This is a genomic window from Gottfriedia luciferensis (genome assembly GCF_002156865.1).
GTDB classification, from domain to species: domain Bacteria; phylum Bacillota; class Bacilli; order Bacillales; family Bacillaceae_G; genus Gottfriedia; species Gottfriedia luciferensis.
Genome location: NZ_NCTA01000006.1, coordinates 19,107 through 38,602, shown reverse-complemented (window position 1 = coordinate 38,602; position 19,496 = coordinate 19,107). Strand labels below are relative to the sequence as shown.

The 19,496-nt window shown below is 31.0% G+C and carries 20 protein-coding genes; 2 read left to right on the top strand and 18 right to left on the bottom strand.

What is annotated here, in order from left to right; translation table 11 throughout:
• Positions 1–516 precede the first annotated feature (516 nt).
• From B7R67_RS06880 to B7R67_RS06835, 11 genes are all read right to left on the bottom strand, one after another.
• Positions 517–1,476, bottom strand: coding sequence for a PDR/VanB family oxidoreductase (locus B7R67_RS06880; RefSeq protein WP_088068846.1), 960 nt, complete (start codon positions 1,474–1,476; stop codon positions 517–519).
• Positions 1,477–1,490: 14 nt separating this feature from the next.
• Entirely contained in the window at positions 1,491–1,979 is a 489-nt protein-coding gene (locus B7R67_RS06875) for a hypothetical protein (RefSeq protein ID WP_088068844.1), read from the bottom strand.
• A gap of 40 nt (positions 1,980–2,019) precedes the next feature.
• Positions 2,020–2,925 (bottom strand): heme-dependent oxidative N-demethylase family protein, encoded by a 906-nt coding sequence (locus tag B7R67_RS06870; protein ID WP_235822109.1) that lies wholly within the window; start codon positions 2,923–2,925, stop codon positions 2,020–2,022.
• 344 nt (positions 2,926–3,269) lie between these two features.
• Positions 3,270–3,566, bottom strand: coding sequence for a rhodanese-like domain-containing protein (locus B7R67_RS06865; protein WP_088068842.1), 297 nt, complete (start codon positions 3,564–3,566; stop codon positions 3,270–3,272).
• A 16-nt stretch (positions 3,567–3,582) separates the two neighbouring features.
• Positions 3,583–3,942, bottom strand: a complete 360-nt coding sequence (locus tag B7R67_RS06860; protein ID WP_088068840.1) for a rhodanese-like domain-containing protein — start codon at positions 3,940–3,942, stop codon at positions 3,583–3,585.
• Positions 3,943–4,025: 83 nt separating this feature from the next.
• Positions 4,026–4,286: a metal-sensitive transcriptional regulator gene (locus B7R67_RS06855; protein WP_088068838.1), complete on the bottom strand. Its 261-nt coding sequence runs from the start codon at positions 4,284–4,286 to the stop codon at positions 4,026–4,028.
• Positions 4,287–4,868: 582 nt separating this feature from the next.
• Entirely contained in the window at positions 4,869–4,994 is a 126-nt protein-coding gene (locus B7R67_RS22655) for a hypothetical protein (RefSeq protein WP_268876005.1), read from the bottom strand.
• 257 nt (positions 4,995–5,251) lie between these two features.
• Positions 5,252–5,788, bottom strand: a complete 537-nt coding sequence (gene lepB / locus B7R67_RS06850; protein WP_235822108.1) for a signal peptidase I — start codon at positions 5,786–5,788, stop codon at positions 5,252–5,254.
• 180 nt (positions 5,789–5,968) lie between these two features.
• Positions 5,969–7,612, bottom strand: a complete 1,644-nt coding sequence (locus tag B7R67_RS06845) for an AMP-binding protein (RefSeq protein ID WP_088068834.1) — start codon at positions 7,610–7,612, stop codon at positions 5,969–5,971.
• 253 nt (positions 7,613–7,865) lie between these two features.
• On the bottom strand, positions 7,866–8,504 hold the full coding sequence (locus B7R67_RS06840; RefSeq protein ID WP_088068832.1) for a LysM peptidoglycan-binding domain-containing protein: 639 nt from the start codon (positions 8,502–8,504) through the stop codon (positions 7,866–7,868).
• 277 nt (positions 8,505–8,781) lie between these two features.
• A complete protein-coding gene (locus B7R67_RS06835) occupies positions 8,782–10,035 on the bottom strand; it encodes a cation:dicarboxylate symporter family transporter (RefSeq protein WP_088068830.1) in 1,254 nt (417 codons plus the stop codon).
• 664 nt (positions 10,036–10,699) lie between these two features.
• On the opposite strand from B7R67_RS06835, the gene zwf reads away from it, so the two are divergent.
• On the top strand, positions 10,700–12,208 hold the full coding sequence (gene zwf, locus B7R67_RS06830) for a glucose-6-phosphate dehydrogenase (RefSeq protein WP_088068828.1): 1,509 nt from the start codon (positions 10,700–10,702) through the stop codon (positions 12,206–12,208).
• 41 nt (positions 12,209–12,249) lie between these two features.
• Here zwf and gndA read toward each other — a convergent pair whose 3' ends face one another.
• Positions 12,250–13,656: an NADP-dependent phosphogluconate dehydrogenase gene (gene gndA, locus B7R67_RS06825; protein WP_088068826.1), complete on the bottom strand. Its 1,407-nt coding sequence runs from the start codon at positions 13,654–13,656 to the stop codon at positions 12,250–12,252.
• 247 nt (positions 13,657–13,903) lie between these two features.
• Here gndA and B7R67_RS06820 point away from each other — a divergent pair, with 247 nt between their 5' ends.
• Positions 13,904–15,001, top strand: a complete 1,098-nt coding sequence (locus B7R67_RS06820; protein WP_088068824.1) for an AbrB family transcriptional regulator — start codon at positions 13,904–13,906, stop codon at positions 14,999–15,001.
• 271 nt (positions 15,002–15,272) lie between these two features.
• On the opposite strand, the gene B7R67_RS06815 is transcribed toward B7R67_RS06820, so the two are convergent.
• The 6 genes from B7R67_RS06815 to B7R67_RS06795 all read right to left on the bottom strand — a co-directional run bounded on the left by B7R67_RS06815 (position 15,273) and on the right by B7R67_RS06795 (position 19,494).
• Positions 15,273–15,461 carry a hypothetical protein gene (locus B7R67_RS06815; RefSeq protein WP_088068822.1) on the bottom strand — a complete coding sequence of 63 codons (189 nt, stop codon included), beginning with the start codon at positions 15,459–15,461 and terminating at the stop codon, positions 15,273–15,275.
• Between the two features lie 233 nt (positions 15,462–15,694).
• Positions 15,695–16,357 carry an HAD family hydrolase gene (locus B7R67_RS06810; RefSeq protein WP_088068820.1) on the bottom strand — a complete coding sequence of 221 codons (663 nt, stop codon included), beginning with the start codon at positions 16,355–16,357 and terminating at the stop codon, positions 15,695–15,697.
• 165 nt (positions 16,358–16,522) lie between these two features.
• Positions 16,523–16,648, bottom strand: a complete 126-nt coding sequence (locus tag B7R67_RS22650; RefSeq protein WP_268876004.1) for a hypothetical protein — start codon at positions 16,646–16,648, stop codon at positions 16,523–16,525.
• 330 nt (positions 16,649–16,978) lie between these two features.
• Positions 16,979–17,407 (bottom strand): hypothetical protein, encoded by a 429-nt coding sequence (locus tag B7R67_RS06805; RefSeq protein WP_088068818.1) that lies wholly within the window; start codon positions 17,405–17,407, stop codon positions 16,979–16,981.
• Between the two features lie 22 nt (positions 17,408–17,429).
• Positions 17,430–17,972, bottom strand: coding sequence for a DinB family protein (locus tag B7R67_RS06800; RefSeq protein ID WP_088068816.1), 543 nt, complete (start codon positions 17,970–17,972; stop codon positions 17,430–17,432).
• A gap of 181 nt (positions 17,973–18,153) precedes the next feature.
• Complete coding sequence (locus tag B7R67_RS06795; RefSeq protein WP_142289527.1) at positions 18,154–19,494, bottom strand: sensor histidine kinase; 1,341 nt, start codon at positions 19,492–19,494, stop codon at positions 18,154–18,156.
• Positions 19,495–19,496: the final 2 nt, after the last annotated feature.

Sequence of the window (19,496 nt, the reverse complement as noted above, 5' to 3'; positions counted from 1 at the left end):
TGAACGATCAAATTTAAAAAAGTAAATCGACATAATAAGTTGTCACAAACATAAAAATGCAAAGAATAATTAAAATTTCGACAACCATCTAACAAAATCCTCTAAAATTATGAATATTAAGTATTTTTTAAATGGTCTAACTTTTCTTTTTTTATCAGATTTTTTCTTTTTAGTAATATTGATGATTTCCGTTTCAGGATGCTCGCTTTCCATGGGGCGTGAGCTGAGCCTCCTCGGCAAGCCTGCGGGGTCTCAGCCTTCCCGCTACTCCCATAGGAGTCTCGCAACTTCCACTCCAATCTATGTCTTTATTCATTTCTATACTATAAATTCATTCAATACCTATCAAAACCTATTAAAGCCTATAGAAAATGTATTCATTACAAGTGCTTAATTATAAGAAATGAGATTTAAGATTAGTAGCCCACAATATTAGAGACATATTTTTTTCAAATAAAAAAAGCTATTCTACCAATACGGCCTGAATAGCTTTTACTTTAAAATTAATTTGATTAATTAAACCTCTAAGACAATTTGATTTGACTTCGCTCTAGAGACACATGTTAAAATCATTTTATTACTTTTCCTTTGTTCTTCATCTAATAAATAGTCATGATGTTCCACTTGACCATCTATTACATTAATTTCACACGTTCCACATCTCCCTACTCTACATGAATAAGGTACTTTTAACCCTTCATCAAGTAATACCTCTAAAAGAGTTTTATCTACCGGAACTTGTTTTGTCTTTCCATTTGCTAATTTCACTTCAAAAGGACGTGAATTAGGAGTCAATTGAGGTTTAAATAATTCTAAATGAACACTTGATTTAGGATATCCAAATGCATAAGCAGCTTCGTTAAATTGAGAAATAAAACGATTAGGACCACAGAAATAGATATGAGTTCCAATTGAATGATTTAAAAGTGATTCTACACTTATACGATTAGAATTAACCTCTTTTGTAAAGTAAAAAGATGTTTCATTTTTAAAATTTTTAAATAGATATTCATAAAATGCACAGCTTTCTTTTGTGGCACAAGTATAATGTAATTCATAAGATTTGTTATTATTTTTTAATTCCTTCATCATTGATAAGAAAGGAGTAATACCAATTCCCGCTGCGTAAAACACATGGTGTTTCGCTCTAGAACTCATTGGAAAATGATTTTTTGGATAACTGATTCGTAATGGATCACCTTTTTTGATCTGACTATGCCAAAATTGCGAACCACCTTTCGAGTCTGAGCTTAATTGAATAGCAATTTTATATGTATTGTCTCTAGATGAATAATCAACTAAAGAATAAGGTCTGCAAATTGTATGAATACCATCATCAACATACGTATTAATATGAGAACCACCACTAAATGCAGGAAGTAAAAATGAGTCTGTTGGAAATAGAGTAAATTCCTTTACATTTGGTGTTAATTGTTTAATTTCACTAACGCGAACTTGGATCGTATTCTCTACCAATTTTGCTCCCTCCTCTATAAATTTGCTATATTCCCTAAGTATGCATCATATAAAGTTGAATAATAATCAGAAACTAGAAGTAATATATGACAGTTTTGACATTTCATTTCACTCCCAATTTCTAAATTTTTCAATTGCGTTAAACTATGACAACGACAACAAAACACCTTAGAATGCATTTCACCATATCCTACATACTGAACTTCATCCTCAAAAAATCCAATTTCTTCTATTAATGGTCTTAAATTTTTAAGCTCTTCTTTACTTAATGCTAAATAAAGATAACTTCCCATCTTCTGATTTTGTAACCAAGTTTTTAAATTATTCTTTGTCTGCTCTGGAGTTGAATCAAAACCAATAAATACGAAATCGAACGAATAATTTTTCGAAAGCAATTTTTCTAAAATTGGTTGTATTAATGCCATTCCTTTATGATTCGTACAAATTAAATACTTTCTTTTACCATCGATAAAATTTGCTTGTTCAACAATTAAATTATTCATCTATTTACCTATCTTTACCCTAGTTTATTTTTTAAATAAGTTAGTACAATGTTTTTATATGAAGATATCCCTTTATAGCTAAAATGTATTCTGGTAACTCCGAAAGAATCGTATAGAACTGCTTTAGCCATACCTTATTTAACGACAATTGCTCTAAAGATAATAAATGAGTATGAATAGTGAAGAGAAGCCCATTACTAACTGGTAATCGAAATAACTTCTGAACTTCTACTCGTAAATGAACAATTTGGCCTACATTTTCATGTGTTACATTTTTTCTTTCTTTACCCCATACTTCAAAAGTCTCTAATGAAGTATCCAGTCTATCACCAGCCATTAATGACCAGTTTTTTCGTGTCCACGGGTTTCCTTGATCTATATTTTTTATGAATCGTAGAATTCGATCATCTAATGATTTCTCATTAAACCGAGGAATTGGTTCATGAATTTCTTTAAATCGCATTCCTAATTTAAAGGCAAGTGACCAATTTGATGGAAAACATAGATGGCCAGCATCCAAATAAAGATCAGCATCTCTTTGGGCCATATAGAGTAAATCTTCTTGTACGTGTTTACCGATGAAATTCATTGGTTCACCATTTACTGAACTCGAATCTCCAAAGATAAAATGTTCTTCTTCCTTTAAAATTTTATTATGTAAAATCCAATTTCCGTTTCTTTTATGTAATTCAAAATAATGAGGATAAAAAGTTATTAAATGATTTAAAACTAATTCTACTATTTCCCACTGTGCTTCAAAACTAGTTGGCAATGCTTGATAGCAATGACTAGGTGAAGTTTTTAACAAAGTTCTTTTTAGTAGAATTTCATTTTCATATTTTGATGTGATTTCAATGCTATTAGGCGGATTTAAAATAATTGAATTATTAGAGTAACGATATGAATTCTCTTTAAATGGATAAGGAAAGCTATCAATTTTATTCAATTCATTTGAACACCCTTTATAATAGATTAATAAGAATTTTGCTAGACTACAGTTTGATTTTAATTAATTATAGGAATTTTCTGTTTTTTATGTCAATAGTTTGCCGTTATTATTGTGCAAATTAATAGTAAAAATTTCCATAAAAAAAATACTTATTTTATTCAATAAGTATTTTCAGTGTGTAGACAAAGTCCTATTAATCTGATTTTCAGACTGATTGAAAACGCTTCTCTTTCAAGGCGCGAAGCCTGGTAAGGAGTAGAGTTACCATTAGACGGTAATGAGCACCGCAAGCAGGCGAAGCAACGAAGAAAGCGAGCGTTTAGCGGCATCAGAAAAATTAATTATTCAATTTCACCTGTCCAAGCAAGCATACCACCAGTCATGTTGATAACATTGAATCCATGACTTTCTAAAAATTCTACAGCTCGGCTACTTCTTCCTCCAGCATGGCATACGACAATATACTCATTACTTTTATTTAAATCAGCCATTTTAAACTCAACTAAGCCTAGTGGAATATGAATTGCACCAGGTATCTTACCATTAGCTACTTCATCCGCTTCACGAACATCAATTATATTAACACTATTTCCATCCTTTATTAATGTTTCAAGTTTTTCAGCTGTTATTTCTTTCATCAGTATTTCTCTCCTTTTATGACCAGGCACCCATACCGCCTTTAACATTTGTTAAATTTGAATAACCCATTTTTTTAAGTACTTTACATGCTTTCATACTTCTTATTCCACTTTGACAAATAACAATTGTTTCTTTTTCTTTTGAAAGCTCGTTTGCATTCTGTTTCAATAAATGAAGTGGAATGTTTTTAAATTGTTTAATATGTCTACCTTTATACTCTCCAGGAGTTCGTACATCTATAAATTGCTTATCTTTACTTTTCAATTCATTTTTTAATTCTTCAGTAGAAATTTGCTTTACGCCTCTAACTGGTAAAAAATTTTGTATTAGTAAAAAGGCAATTAAAACGATGATTAGGATATTTAAGTATTCCATTAAAGTCACACTTTCTTTTACTATTAGCTTACAAAGCTAATAGTATTTTTTTAAAATCTTCTAAATTTTAATTTTAAATTTTTTTATCTACTTTTTACAAGTAAGTTAACAGCTTCTTTAACTAACTCTTCGGCATTTTCACCTTTTTCTTCAGCTAATCTTACGCACTCAACAAGATTCGAGCTGACGATTACACCGATTGTTCGATCCATTGCCGATCTTACTGCAGAAAGTTGTGTTATTACATCTTTACATTCTTTATCTTCTTCCATCATTTTAAGAATTCCTCTAAGTTGACCTTCGATTCTTTTTACTCTATTTTTTACTTTATCATCGTAAACCATAAAAATTCTTCCTTTCAAAATAATCTTTTGTTTTATTAGCTTAAGTGAACTATATACCCAGATAGGTATGAAGTCAAATAGTTAGCTCTTACTCTCAGAAAAAAGTTGACTGTTGATTTCCACTACAGGATGCAAGCTTAAAAGCTGGAACAAGGAAATGCAGGATTAAAGGGAAAGTGAAAGGAAAAGATATTAAAAGACTTAGAGTATTTTTATTATTTCCTATCTGCTTTTCCTGCTTTTCCTGCTTTCCCTGCCTTTAACATAGGAGTCGAGCTTCCTTTCGTTCCAATCACTTTCTTCATAATAAAGTGTTTTCTTAAATACAACTTGAATTACCGTTTATTAGTCCCTAAGGATTCTTCTAACCCTAAAATTTCTAATCTAAAAAGGCAGGTTCAAAGAGATGGATATGATATTTAAAGACTTTTAGAATATAAGTCATTCCTGTCCTATTTGCATTCTTTGCACCCAATTTCTCCATCCCCCTAAAAATATCAAATCCATTTATGGACTTCATTTAGTAAATAAGCAAATAAAAAGCAAAGCCTGATTCAAGAGAATGAATCGGACTTTGCTTTTTTACATATTTGTTACAAGAAAAGGTATCGTGACTACGGCTAATAACATTAGTAACCAATTGTATTTTTTTATGTGCATTTCAGATTTAATTGGTTCTTCTACTTTTTGTTCTTCATTTGTATTCATTTTTATTTCCTTCTTTCAATTTTAAGTATTTTTAATTAAAATAAATACTTTAATTCTTAAATTTGCTATTAGTTTCTACAATTTATAAACTAACAAAGAAAGATGAAAAATAAATGAAAATGTGGTTTTTATTTTTATTTTCTTGAAATTTAAAAAAAGAGTTAAAAGATCCTTTCAGTTTGTAGACAAAGTCTTATTTATCTGATATTCAGACTGTTTGAAAACGCTTGGCGGGCAGTCTGAAAGGAGTTAGTTTCTTAATGAACGACTCTTACTCTATTAAATGGATAGAATACCCCTTCTACTTTTCCGATGATTTCAGATTTTTTGATAAAACCTAATCCGTTTCTACTATCCATACTATTTAATCGATTATCTCCCATAACTAAGTATGAATTGTTAGGTACTTTTACTTGGTTAAATTGTAGGTATTCTTTATATTCAGTTCTTAAGCTTGCGTTAAGATAGTTTTCGTCGATTGATTTACCGTTAATATGTAAAACACCATTTGTTATATTAACTTGATCATTAGGCATACCAATTATTCTTTTAACATAGTACTTTGGATCATTTTGTTTTTTTATAATAACGACTTCACCTCTATTTATCGAAGTTATATGAAATGAAGCTTTGTTTACGAATAAGTAATCATGATTATGTAAAGTTGGTTGCATGGAGGCACCTTCAACAATAAAGGGTGAAAAAATAAAAAGCTTAATAATAAATGCAATCGTGAAAGAATACGCGATTAATTTAATCGTTTGCCATGAACTATCCTTTTTTTTAGTCTTCAAGTGTATATCCCCTTTAAATTTGTTTTATCCACATTTTAACATAAATATTGTTTGAATATTCCTTACAAATCTTTAATAAAGAAAAAATAGCAAAGCTAAAGTTGAGCTTTGCTATTTCATGATAAAAAAAAGAAAACGACAATCATTTTTCTTTGATGTTTATCATGCTCTTTTTCTATATTAGATTTGTTTTTGAGCGCTTTCAACCGCTTGCTCTCTTAAGCGAAATTTTTGTATTTTGCCTGATGCAGTCATCGGGTAGGCATCCACAAATTCAATGTAACGAGGAATTTTATGTTTCGAGATTTTCCCTTTACAGTAGTTGCGAATATCCTCTGGGCTTGTTGAAACATCATCTTTTAAAATGATCCAAGCCATTACTTCTTCACCATAAACAGAATCTGGAACGCCGACCACTTGTACATCTAATACGTCTGGATGTGTATATAAAAACTCTTCGATCTCACGTGGGTAAATATTTTCACCACCACGAATGATCATATCTTTCAGACGACCAGTAACTTTACAGTAGCCATTTTCATCCATGATGGCTAAATCACCAGTATGTAACCATCCTTCTTCATCAATTGCTGCACGTGTTGCTTCTTCATTTTTGTAATACCCTTTCATTACGTGATATCCTCTTGTACAAAGCTCACCTTGGACTCCACGCGGTACCTCAATAGATGTACCTGGTTCAACGATTTTTACTTCAACGTTCGGTAAAGCTTTACCTACAGATTCAACCCGTAATTCGATTGGATCATCCGTACGCGTTTGGGTAATAACTGGTGAAGACTCAGTTTGTCCATATGCAATTGTGATTTGATCAATTCCCATTTTTTCTATGACAGCTTTCATAACTTCAATCGGACAGTTTGAACCGGCCATAATTCCTGTACGTAAAGTTGATAAATTATATGTAGAAAAATCTGGTTCATTTAATTCGGCAATAAACATTGTTGGAACGCCATGTAATCCAGTACATTTTTCATCTTGTACTGTTTGAAGAACACGTTTCGGATTAAAGTCTTGTACTGGTACCATTGTAGCCCCAACAGTTACACAAGCCATCGTACCTAATACACATCCAAAACAATGGAAGAAAGGAACAGGGATACATAATCGATCCTCTTTAGTTAACTTCATACAATTCGCTATATTAAATCCATTATTTACAATGTTCGAATGGGTTAACATTACCCCTTTAGGGAACCCAGTAGTCCCTGATGTATATTGCATATTAATAACATCGTATGGGCTCATTGAATCAATTCGGTAATTTAACTCCTCATCAGAAACATGTTTTGCCATAGCAATAAGCTCATTCCATGAAAATGTTCCAGGATATTTTTTCTCACCAAGAACAATGACATTACGTAAAAAAGGTAATCTACTACTTTGAAGTTCTCCTGGAATGGAATCCTTTAATTCTGGTACGATTTCATACAGCATTTCTATATACGACGAATCTTTATGTTGATCCATTAATATAATCGTTGTTGAATCGGATTGTTTTAGCAAATATTCTAGTTCAGTTGTACGATAATTCGTATTGACCGTTACAAGAACAGCTCCCATTTTACCAGTAGCAAACTGTGCCGTCAGCCATTCAGGAGTATTTGATGACCAAACTGCAATATGATCACCTTTTTGAATGCGAAGACTCATTAATCCTTTTGCGATTTCCCTACAATGTTGTTCAAATTGCTCATAATTCATCCTTAACCCTCTATCAGCATAGACAACAGCTTCATGTTCAGGATGTAATTTAGCCTTTTCTTCTAAAAGTTTTCCTATCGTTACATTTAGTAAATTTGTCATCATATCCTCCTTAATTGATTTCCATTGGAAAAAATGTCTATTATTAACGGAACACAATTAAGAATATTCTATATTTTTAATCTTTTTCCTTTTAAAATATTTAGAGCAGGAATAAGGAAAGGCAGGATTTAGGAAAAAAACGAAAAGATTTAAGAGACTTTTGCGAATTTTCAATGCCCTGTAAGTAAATTTTGTACCATATGCTTCCCCTGCCTTTACTACTTCTCCCTGCACTTTCCTGCTCTTCCTGCCCCTAAAATTTTATCGATTGTAGCATTTCAATCAAATTTGGAGTGATTCCTTCTGATCCCTCTTTGTTTTCAAAATGAATTGTGAATCGAACGAGTTTCCCATCAACTTTTTTTACAACAATATTTTGTTGAATTTTTTTGTTATGTGCGTGAAGAAAAAAGTATGCATTTTTATAAAGAGGTAATCCTTGATTCGTAGGATATTCTGTTACTTTACCTGTAGATAACAAGTAATTTATTGAGTTCTTTTTAACATCACTTATTTTAGAATTTGCATCTAATATTTCAATCCGTGCAAAATAATTTCCATTCTTTTTATATTGAAGTATATATCTTCCAGGCTCCTCATGATCAAATGTATACCCAGCTTTGGGCTTCAGGCGAACATTTACTTTGAAAGGGTCATAACTTGCATCTTTACTGATATAGATTAATTTTCCTGCATAGATTACATCTGAATGTAATTGATTTATTTTTTTCAGTTCAGCTACAGTTGTATGAAATTTTTTTGCAATTGAATACAATGTATCCCCTTTTTTTATTTTATAAGATACAGTTTCGGCATTTACAGATTGTGAAAAAGCGAGCATAGTAGTAATACCCAAAGTTAATCCAACTGTTTTCAATAAACTTCTCCTCATTTGAACCCCCTGATTTTTCTATTTAGCGGATCATCATAAACCATCCACATTTTTAGATATATTCTTAAACTTCTACTTTTTTACCTTTTTTTAATGAATTTGTAAAAAAAGTGAAATAATTTCTCTTTAAAAAGAATGTCTGAATAGCATATCCAGGTAAAATATAAAAATAATTTCGTTTAACATCCCTGTCTTTCCTGCTTTTCCTCTCTTTCCTGCCCTTAACTTCAGATGCAAAAACAAAAAAAAGAAGAAGCTAGTGCTTCTTCTTTTTTACTTACATTGCGATACTATTATCATTTTTTGCTTCTGGCTTAAATACACCTTCCCATTTAGCAATTACGACTGCTGCTAATGAGTTTCCAACAACATTTACTGCAGTTCTTGCCATATCTAAAATACGGTCAATTCCAGCAATAAATGCTAAACCTTCAACTGGAATACCTGCTGTTCCTAAAGTTGCTAATAATACTACAAATGATACTCCAGGTACACCTGCGATACCTTTTGAAGTTACCATTAATACTAACATTAGAGAAATCTGTGCAGTTATTGATAAATGGATACCATACATTTGTGCAATAAAGATTGCCGCTAATGCTTGGTATAATGTTGATCCATCAAGATTAAATGAATAGCCAGTTGGAATTACGAATGAAGAAATTGACTTAGGTACTCCAAACTTTTCAACTTTTTCCATAATTCTTGGTAAAACCGTTTCAGAGCTTGCTGTAGAGTAAGCTAAAATCAATTCATCTTTAATTAATTTAATGAATTTAAAAATATTAACTCCAACCATTTTTGCAACTAAACCTAGAACAACTACGATAAAGAATGCCATCGTAATATAAACGGTAATGACTAATTTCCCTAAAGGAATTAATGATTCTAGTCCAAATTTTGAAACTGTAACGCCGATTAATGCAAATACTCCAAATGGAGCAAATTTCATAATTTGATTCGTAATATAAAACATTGTATCAGCTGTTCCTTGGAAAAATGCTAATACTGGCTTACCTCTTTCACCTATTGCTGCAATTCCTAGACCAAATAACACTGAGAAAAAGATAATTGCTAACATATTTCCTTCAACGAATGCTGAAAATATATTTGGAGGCACGATGTTTACAAATGTATCTGCAAAACCATGACTCTTAACTTCTTTAGCTGTTTCAACATAAGTGTTAATATCAGTTTTATGCAGAATACTCATATCAACACCAGAACCTGGTTTAAATATATTCGCTACAAGTAGTCCAATTAAAATAGCAATGGTAGTAATAATCTCAAAGTAAAGAATTGTTTTTCCGCCTAAGCGTCCAAGTTTTTTAGTATCACCAACACTAGCAACACCTACGATAATACTTGAAACAACAATCGGTATAACGATCATTTTTATTAATCGTAAAAAGATATCTCCAATTGGTTGTAGATAGTCTGCAACTTTTGGATTTCCATAAAAAATCGCGCCAACGATGATCCCGATAACAAGACCAATTAAAATTTGCCATGCTAAGCCAATTTTTTTCATATTAAAAGTCCCCCTAAAAAGTAGATTTTTGAAGTAGAATCCAAATAAATAACAAAACCATTTAAATGTTGAGATTAAATGGTCTTTTGAAAACTACATAGCTTCATATGTTGTCGATGGAACTTTCATCATTTACCCATCATTAAAAAATTATTTTTTGAATGTATTCAGAATTTACACTCAAAAAAAGATACAAAAAACAGTATATCAGAATTCTATTTGATTTCAATATGATACTGTTTTCCAAATGTCTGGTAATGTACTCTACAATTTTACTAGAAAACTAATAAATTTACAAATTCCTCTCATCTTTTTTTAATTATTTTTTAATTTTTATCTGTATTTATGGCTCATTTTGCCAAACAATTAAGTAAATAGAATCATTTTTCCAAGAAAGTAATAACCCCTTTATTTCCCTATCATAACAGTAAAAAAATATACTATTTTAATCAGTCTTTTGTTTACGAAACAGTTTGTTTTGTTTATGATATAAATTGTATAATTTGGTAATTATTTTTTTATATTAATTTATGAAAATGCTTTCAAATAAAAAAAAGCCTTTTACAGAAACTTTTTTAAAGTCATTTTACATAATTTGTATAATCAATCGTGATTATTACTAAAATAAGTTAGTAATTTAAGTTTAAGAAGTGAGGTATATTCATTGAAAACTAAAGTTAACCCGAAAGCAGTAATTGTCATTTTTGGAGCTACAGGAGATCTTGCAAAAAGAAAGCTATTTATTTCAATTTATAGATTGTTTTTAAGTCAAAAAATTGATGAAGGTTTTGCGGTTGTAGGAGTAGGAAGAAGACCTTGGTCAAATCATGAATTTCGTGAAACTGTAAAAAAATCAATCCAGTCTATTGGTTCCAATCCAGACGAAATTGAAAGTTTCTTATCACATTTTTATTATCATCAATTTGAAGTTTTGGAATCATCTTCATACATAGAATTAGGTAATTTATTAACGAACTTAGATGGTCACTATTCAATACCTGGTAATCGAATCTTCTTCCTAGCAATGGCTCCAGAATTTTTTGGTACAATCGCGAAACAATTAAAGGCAAATGGATTAGCTGATACAAACGGTTGGAGCAGAATCGTAATCGAAAAACCATTTGGACATGACTTACCAAGTGCAATTGAATTAAATGATGAAATTCGAGAAGCTTTTTCGGAAGACCAAATATACCGTATTGACCATTACTTAGGCAAAGAGATGGTTCAAAATATAGAAGTAATTCGATTTGCAAATGCAATGTTTGAACCACTGTGGAATAATCGATTTATCTCTAATATACAAATTACATCTAGTGAAGTACTTGGGGTAGAAGATCGCGGAAAATACTATGAGAATTCTGGTGCATTAAAAGATATGGTGCAAAATCATATGCTTCAAATGGCAGCCTTACTTGCAATGGAACCTCCTATAAAATTAACGACTGAGGAGATTCGAAGTGAAAAAGTAAAAGTATTTAAAGCCCTTCGAAAAATCGACGAATCCGAAGTAAAAGACTATTTTGTTCGTGGACAATATGACGCAGGTGTGATTGATAGTAAAGATGTACCTGCATATCGAAATGAAAATAATGTCGATCCCGTTTCTGAAACTGAAACATTTGTTGCAGGAAAACTTTATATAGATAATTTTAGATGGGCTGGTGTTCCATTCTATATTCGTACAGGAAAAAGAATGGCTACAAAGTCTACAAAGATTATCGTTCAATTTTCAGATATTCCAATGAACTTGTACTATGATACGAAAGAACAAATGTCACCAAATTTATTAATTATCCATATTCAGCCTGATGAAGGAATTACATTACAATTAAATGCGAAACGATCTGGTCCAGAAGGAAATGCGAAACCAATTCAATTAACGTTTAATAATAATTGCGTTGACTGTATAAATACACCTGAAGCGTATGAGCGATTAATTCATGATTGTATGTTAGGAGACGGGACAAACTTTACACACTGGGATGAAGTTAAATATTCTTGGAGTTTTGTTGATGTCATTTCTAAATCATGGAAAAATAATTTAGCGCCTCTTACAACATATCAATCTGGCTCAATGGGTCCAATTGAAGCTGATACATTATTAGAAGTTGATGGGCATAAATGGTGGCCAGTCACAGATCGACTGAATGAAAATAAAGATCATTTTTAAAAAGAAAACCCCTCTTGTTTTAAACAAGAGGGGTTTTCTTTTTAAGCCCACTGAGTATGGAACTTTCCTTCTTTATCAATTCGTTCATATGTGTGTGCACCGAAATAATCTCTTTGTGCTTGTATTAAATTCGCTGGAAGTGTTTCCGTACGATAGCTATCGTAATATGCTAGTGCTGCTGAAAAACATGGTATAGGTACACCAGCTTCAATTGCCACTACGCTAATTTTACGTAAAGCACCTTGATAACTTTCAACTATTTCTTTGAAATATGGATCAAGTAATAAGTTTGAAAGGTTTGCATCAAGATCATAAGCTTCTTTAATTTTTTGTAAGAAAGCTGCGCGAATAATACATCCTCCACGGAAAATCATTGCGATATCTCCGTATTTTAAATCCCAATTATATTCGTCTGATGCCGCACGTAGTTGAGCAAAACCTTGCGCATATGAACAAATTTTACTCATATACAACGCTTTTCGAACATCTTCTATTAATTGCTCTCTATTTCCATTGTATGTACTAGTTGATGGACCAGATAACATTTTACTTGCTTTTACTCTTTCATCTTTCATTGCAGAAATGAAACGTGCAAATACCGACTCTGTAATGATTGATAAAGGAACTCCTAAATCTAATGTACTTTGACTTGTCCATTTACCAGTACCTTTTTGACCTGCTTTATCTAAAATAACATCAACTAGCGGCTTACCTGTTTCATCATCAACTTTTGTAAAAATATCGGCTGTTATTTCAATTAAATAGCTATCTAACTCGCCTTTATTCCATTCATTAAAAACATGATGCAATTCTTCAGCACTTAACCCAAGCACATTCTTTAGTAAAAAATAAGCTTCTGAGATTAATTGCATATCACCATATTCTATTCCATTGTGCACCATTTTTACATAGTGACCAGCTCCATCAGGACCGATATATGTTGTACATGGCTCATTATTGACTTTAGCGGAAATAGCTTCGAAAATAGGCTTAACTAATTCAAAAGCTTCCTTTTGACCACCAGGCATAATAGAAGGTCCTTTTAACGCGCCCTCTTCTCCACCTGAAACACCTGTACCAATAAAGTGTATGCCGCTATCAGATAATTTTTTATTTCTTCTTTGTGTATCTTTATAATATGTATTTCCACCATCAATTAATATATCCCCTTTATCTAAATGAGGAAGTAACAGATCAATTGTAGAATCAGTTGGAGCACCTGCTTTTACCATAATTAATATTTTGCGAGGTTTTTCTAGGGAATTTACAAATTCCTCAATTGAAAAAGTTCCAACTACATTTTTACCATTTGATTCTTTTAAAAATTCTTCTGTTTTTTCAACTGATCGGTTATATACAGCTATCGAGAAACCACGGCTTTCAATATTTAAAGCTAAGTTTTTCCCCATAACTGCTAAACCAATAACGCCTATTTGTTGTTTAGCCAATTCAATTAGTCCCTTCTAATTAAAATTTGCAAGAGTAAGTAAATAAAATTGTTATTAATTACCTATATTTAATATGTGCTTTGAATCGTTTTGCTATCCTGATTACTACGCTAAATTCAACGATTCAAGCAAATACCTTGCACACCATAAACTTAAGGTCAATAATGATATTATCATATCAGAAGCTTTGATAAAATCTTATCCTCTAATGTTCATAAAAATTTAAAAATTGAAAAGAAGTGAAATTATGCTTGCCCAATTAATCGACAAATATAAGTGGATTCAAATTCTACTTACATTGATTATTGCCACTATAGGAGGTGTAATCTTTCAATTCATTAAATTACCAATTCCTTGGCTACTTGGACCAATGTTCTTTGTTCTAATATTTTCAAAAATGAAAGGTATAAAACTATTATGGCCAAGTAAAATTCGTGATACAGCGATGATTATAATTGGTTACACGATTGGTCTTTCTTTTACTGCTTCAACTTTTATTCAAATTGGTCATCAATTACCATCAATGATTTTGATGACGTTCCTACTCATCGTTTTCACAATTATTATTTCAATCATCATTTCTAAAGTATTCAAATTACATTATCCAACTGTGTTATTAGGGAGCATTCCTGGGGGCTTAAGCCAGATGATTACACTTGCTGAAGAAATAAAAGACGTTGATTTTACGATTGTTACATTCTTACAAATTTCAAGATTAATGATGATTATATTTTTCATTCCTTTATTAATCTTTAGTCCATTTTTCGATGTACATAAAAATTCGATTTTGGAACCGATACTACATTCAGCAGCTAGCTGGAGTGGTTTATTCCCAAATATCTTTATTTTTGCAATAGCTTGTACTTTACTTGGTATTTTAGGAAAGAAAATAAATTTTCCAACAGCATTACTATTAGGACCAATGATTGCAACGATCATTCTAAATTTATCAGGTCTTCATGGTCCACCACTTCCTACGATTATCTTAAATTGTTCACAGTTGATGATGGGTAGCTATATTGGGCTATTATTGAAACCAGAAAACTTAACGAACAAATTCAAAATAATCCTAATCTCAATTTTAAGTGGACTAATTTTATTATCTTTTTCACTTTTATCAAGCATATTTTTAACACACCTACATGCAATTAATAAGATAACCGCATTGCTAAGTTTAGCTCCGGGCGGAATGGATCAAATGGCACTAATCGCTAAAGAAGTAAATGCAGACATCACTGTTATCATGTGCTACCAACTATTTAGGACATTATTTATTTTTATTTTAGTTCCATATTTCTTGAGATTTATTTTTAAAGAAAAAGGCACTGTTAAAAAAGAAGGTTGATTTCTTTTCCAGGATGCCCTAAAGAGCAGGAACAAGGAAAGGCAGGATCAAGGAGAAAACAAAAGAGATTAAAAGAATTTAGAGAATGTTATTCATTTCCTTTCAGAATTCCTACCAATCTGTTTTTCCCTGCTTTACCTGCTCTTCCTGCTTTTATCACCATTTAGCAATAAAAGAGCCTAAAAAAATGGTCAACCAGTCATTTAACTGGATGACCATATAAAACTAACTCATTAGTTAGTTTAAATAATATCTATCACCTTGTTATCATTTAACCTGAAGCTCTATTATCTGTATTCTTACCTCCATTTGATGGAAATGTATCATGTTTTACACTTTCTGACTCTTGAAGTTGTTTGTCCGAAAGTTTCTCGTGTGTTGGACTTTTACCGAAAGCTAAAACGTTGAAAACAGCGACTAATCCTATAAGACAAATAGCACCTCCAGCAATCCATATCACGTTCTTATTCACCCTCTTGTAATAGTTTGTTTAATCAACTAACTCTATTAATTACAATCACTGACTTAAATGTGCTCTTATTATCTTTCCTATATCCATATTTTACCATTAAATAATATTTTAGGATACAATGGTCGCTACTCTTATTGGTGAAACTGCTAGTCAGTTCAAAAAAAGAGACTTTTTAGTGATTCGTGATTTTCAACTAATGCATAATTTCGTTCTATCAGTTTTTATAATTGATTGACTAGGTTCAGCAATTCTCCCAAATCATCAATTGTATATTCGATTTCATTTGATTCACTCCAAAATGGATCTTTTTTCCATACAGCGTTCATACCAACATTTAGAGCACCTATTACGTCATTTTCTGGATGGTCACCTACATATAAACTTTCTTCTGGAGTTACGCCTAATTTCTCTAATGCCCTTAAAAATATTTCAGGTTGTGGCTTTTTAATCCCTTCTTGTTCCGAAATTAATATGGTATCTATGTATTTATGGATTCCTAAAGCTTGGAGGTTTAAAGATTGAAATTTAGTAAATCCGTTCGTAATCATACCTAATCGTATTCCTTTATTTTTAAGTTCTTTTAGTATATATTCCATATTTTTAAAAGGTATACAACTAGATTGAAATGAATAAATATAATCTTCTAGTAGCTGTTCCCATGTTAAATTAGAAATCGAGTATTCTTGAATTAATTGTTGATATACCTTATCTTTCCATACATATCCCTTATTATCTAATTCAATGAATCGTTCGGTAAATCGCTGTTCAGGTATATGTTTTAATTCTCTAATGAATTTCTTATACTGATTTTTAATAAATAGCTTTAAGGAGCGTTCTCGATCTAATAAAGTTCCATCTAAATCAAAAATAACAGCTTTAATCACATCACTTCATCCTTTTTCAATAATACGATCATAAAAAAGTTTAAACTCAGCTCCTAACAAATAAAAGGAGCACATTTCTAGCATCTATTAAAAATCTTCTAACCTAGCATTTAGTCAAAAAAAGAATGGCAGAAGTAAATAACGTAATACATTAGTCGTATTTACTTATTTTAGCTCTTTTAATAGTTTAATAATTTCTTCATTTTGCTTTGAAACTTTTCGCAAAGCTTCTGAAAAATACCATATTAAATAACAAACGATTGCAATTAAAAATAGTATAGGTATTAGCAAAATTAAACTCCCCCAAACACATTTCAAATGTTGAAACCAAATTTCCTATCTTCCATATTTTACCATACATTTCAAGATCTTTTATAAATTCATATCTAAATAAATTAATTTTTTCATAGTTTAAATGAACTAACTGTCTATACTACATATCCCTTCCTCTTATCATATTTATTAAATTACTACTATTTTATATTCAGAATATCTTTTTCTAATCCTGTTTAAATTTTCTTCATAATAAAAAGGACTGTTAATACAGCCCCAATTGCTCTTTAACTATTATATTTATGTTCCGATTTGTTTATCTTAATTCGTTCTAATTAAAATAAACCTTTAATATTTCGGTTTTATTTTGAATACGACAATTTTAGAGTAATTGTTATACCCTTCACTCCATGTTAAGGTAAACGATAACTGATTTTTTTTGTTTGAGAAAACACTACCTTCATAATCATAACTTCCAAAGGTTTTAAGTGGTGTATGAGGTTTTACGTTATCATATTCTAATTTTGATTGATCATAATTTAAAACAACTAAGTGGGGTACAGTTTTTTCTCCCAAATAGGTAATTGACGTATCATAAACCCATTTTTTATGATTTAACCTTGGTATGACTTTAATATCCCAATTCCATATTTCCTTTGTTTGTTTAATAACTACTTTCTTAGGTTGAACCGTTTCATTTGAAGTATTGATTGATGTGCACGCCGTCATTAGTAAAAACATCGATAAAAATAATAAGAAGAAGTATCGTTTATTCATATATCCTCCTGAAATCAAAAGTCTATGTGGTGGACTTCCCGTAAAAATTGTATACATTAAAATCAGTCATAGGTGCATCAATCAATCCAACATTTCGCCCAATCGTAATTATTTGCCCTCTATGATAGGTACTGTGGTTCACTATTTGAAGAATGAATTCAAATCTAGGATGAGTTTCATTAAACCATGGAGTTTCCACAGAGCAATTTAATTTAATTGAACTCTCTGTAAGGGTGCTAACATATAAGGCAAATTCTTCGGAGTTTTCCAAAATCATACTAAATACTTCTTCGATTGTCTCATTAGATTGCTCACTGAACCGTGCTATGTCTGGCCGTGATTCCTGCTTTATAACTTCTAACCAAAATCTTTCAGTAAGAGAAAGATGCTTAAGTGTTAATTTAATACTTGGAAAACTTGATGATACTTCTTGTTCTATTTTTTCAGGAGGCTTTGTTTTCAGCCACTCTACTAACTTAGTATTTGCCCAGTAATTGTAGTTCGCATAGTCTTTCATAAGCGATGCTAAGTTCATTTCTTTTGATGCTTGTTGCTTTTCTTCCATAGCTAAAGGCTCCTTCATTACAATATTTTTTTCCTATCTTGATGTTGCTGTAACTTACTTCTCCATTTATATCGAATAATGCAAGTTTTTATGAAATATTTTCCAATATAAATAGAGAAATAATAGATCCTTTGCTAATAAACTAAAAACTGTCCTTTTAGAAGGACAACACTATTTTTAACTACAAGCGCTCTTTTAATAGATTTTTACCGCTGTTATTCTGAAACAGAATACTAAATATACTTCCACCTTTTGGATTTGCTTTATATTCCAACTTAGCACCTAATAAATTCGCACTATCATTAGCGATTGCTAATCCAAGTCCCACACCTTTTTTGTCAGAACGTTCTTTATTACCACGATAGAATTGATCAAATATAAAGGGTATGTCCTCTTCTGAAATACCAGAGCCATTATCTTTCACACAAATATAATTATCATTTACAATAATTCCAATCATTGAGTTACTATACTTTATCGAGTTATCAATAAAAATATATAGAATTTGTTCTATTAATTCTCTGTTACTGAAAGCTGTTCCCTTACCTTCAATTTCAATTTGCCTATTACTAATAACCTCGAATTTCTTTGCTACACCTTTTGCTAATAAATCCAACTGAATTGTATCATTCGTGATACTACGTTTTTTTAAACTCGTTAAAAGCAACATAGGCTCAATTAAACCGTACTTCATACGACTTGTCTCTTCAATTATATGTTCAATACTTTCTTTAGCAATTTCTGGATTTTCTAATCCCCATCGCTCCAATAGTTTTCCGTATCCTTCGATAATTGTAATGGGTGTTTTTAATTCGTGTGAAACATTAATGACAAAAGATTCTTGTCTTTTTATCATATCTTTAATTTTATGAATCATCTGATTGAATGCCATTACAATTTGACCTAACTCATCTCGTTTATGTTTCAATCCTATTTCTTTTAAATCCTCACTTTCCGTAATCTCGTTCATGGTATTGATAATTACTTTAACTGGTTTAAATAAAAAATGAACGAATGAATAAATGCAGATTGTTCCAAGAGTAATAATGCTAATTGTAACTTCTATTAATACTTTTTGAAGATGGCTTAACATTTCATTGAGTTCACGATTATAAAATTTAAATGCTACAAAGTAATCATTCGTTTTATCGCTTATAGACATTCCAAAGGATGTTATAAATGGTCCTAAATATCTGCTATAATTTTGACCATTTATAGCGTTATTCATTTTTTCTTCCTCACCTGGTCTACCACCATGAAATTCTTTTTTATATAAAACTTTATTTTTTTTATAAACAGTCATATACCCTTCGTTAAAAAATAGTCCTGCGCTCACATTTCCTTTATCCCAATCTTCTAAAGGAATATCACTCATTATCACTTTAAAATTATTTTTCATTTCGACATAACTTTTTTCAGTTGCATAATTATAGGTCGTTAAATAAATTGCTATACTACTAGCTACTGTACAAAGAATTAAAATACAACTAAATAAAAATACTAACTTCGTTTTCATGTTCATCA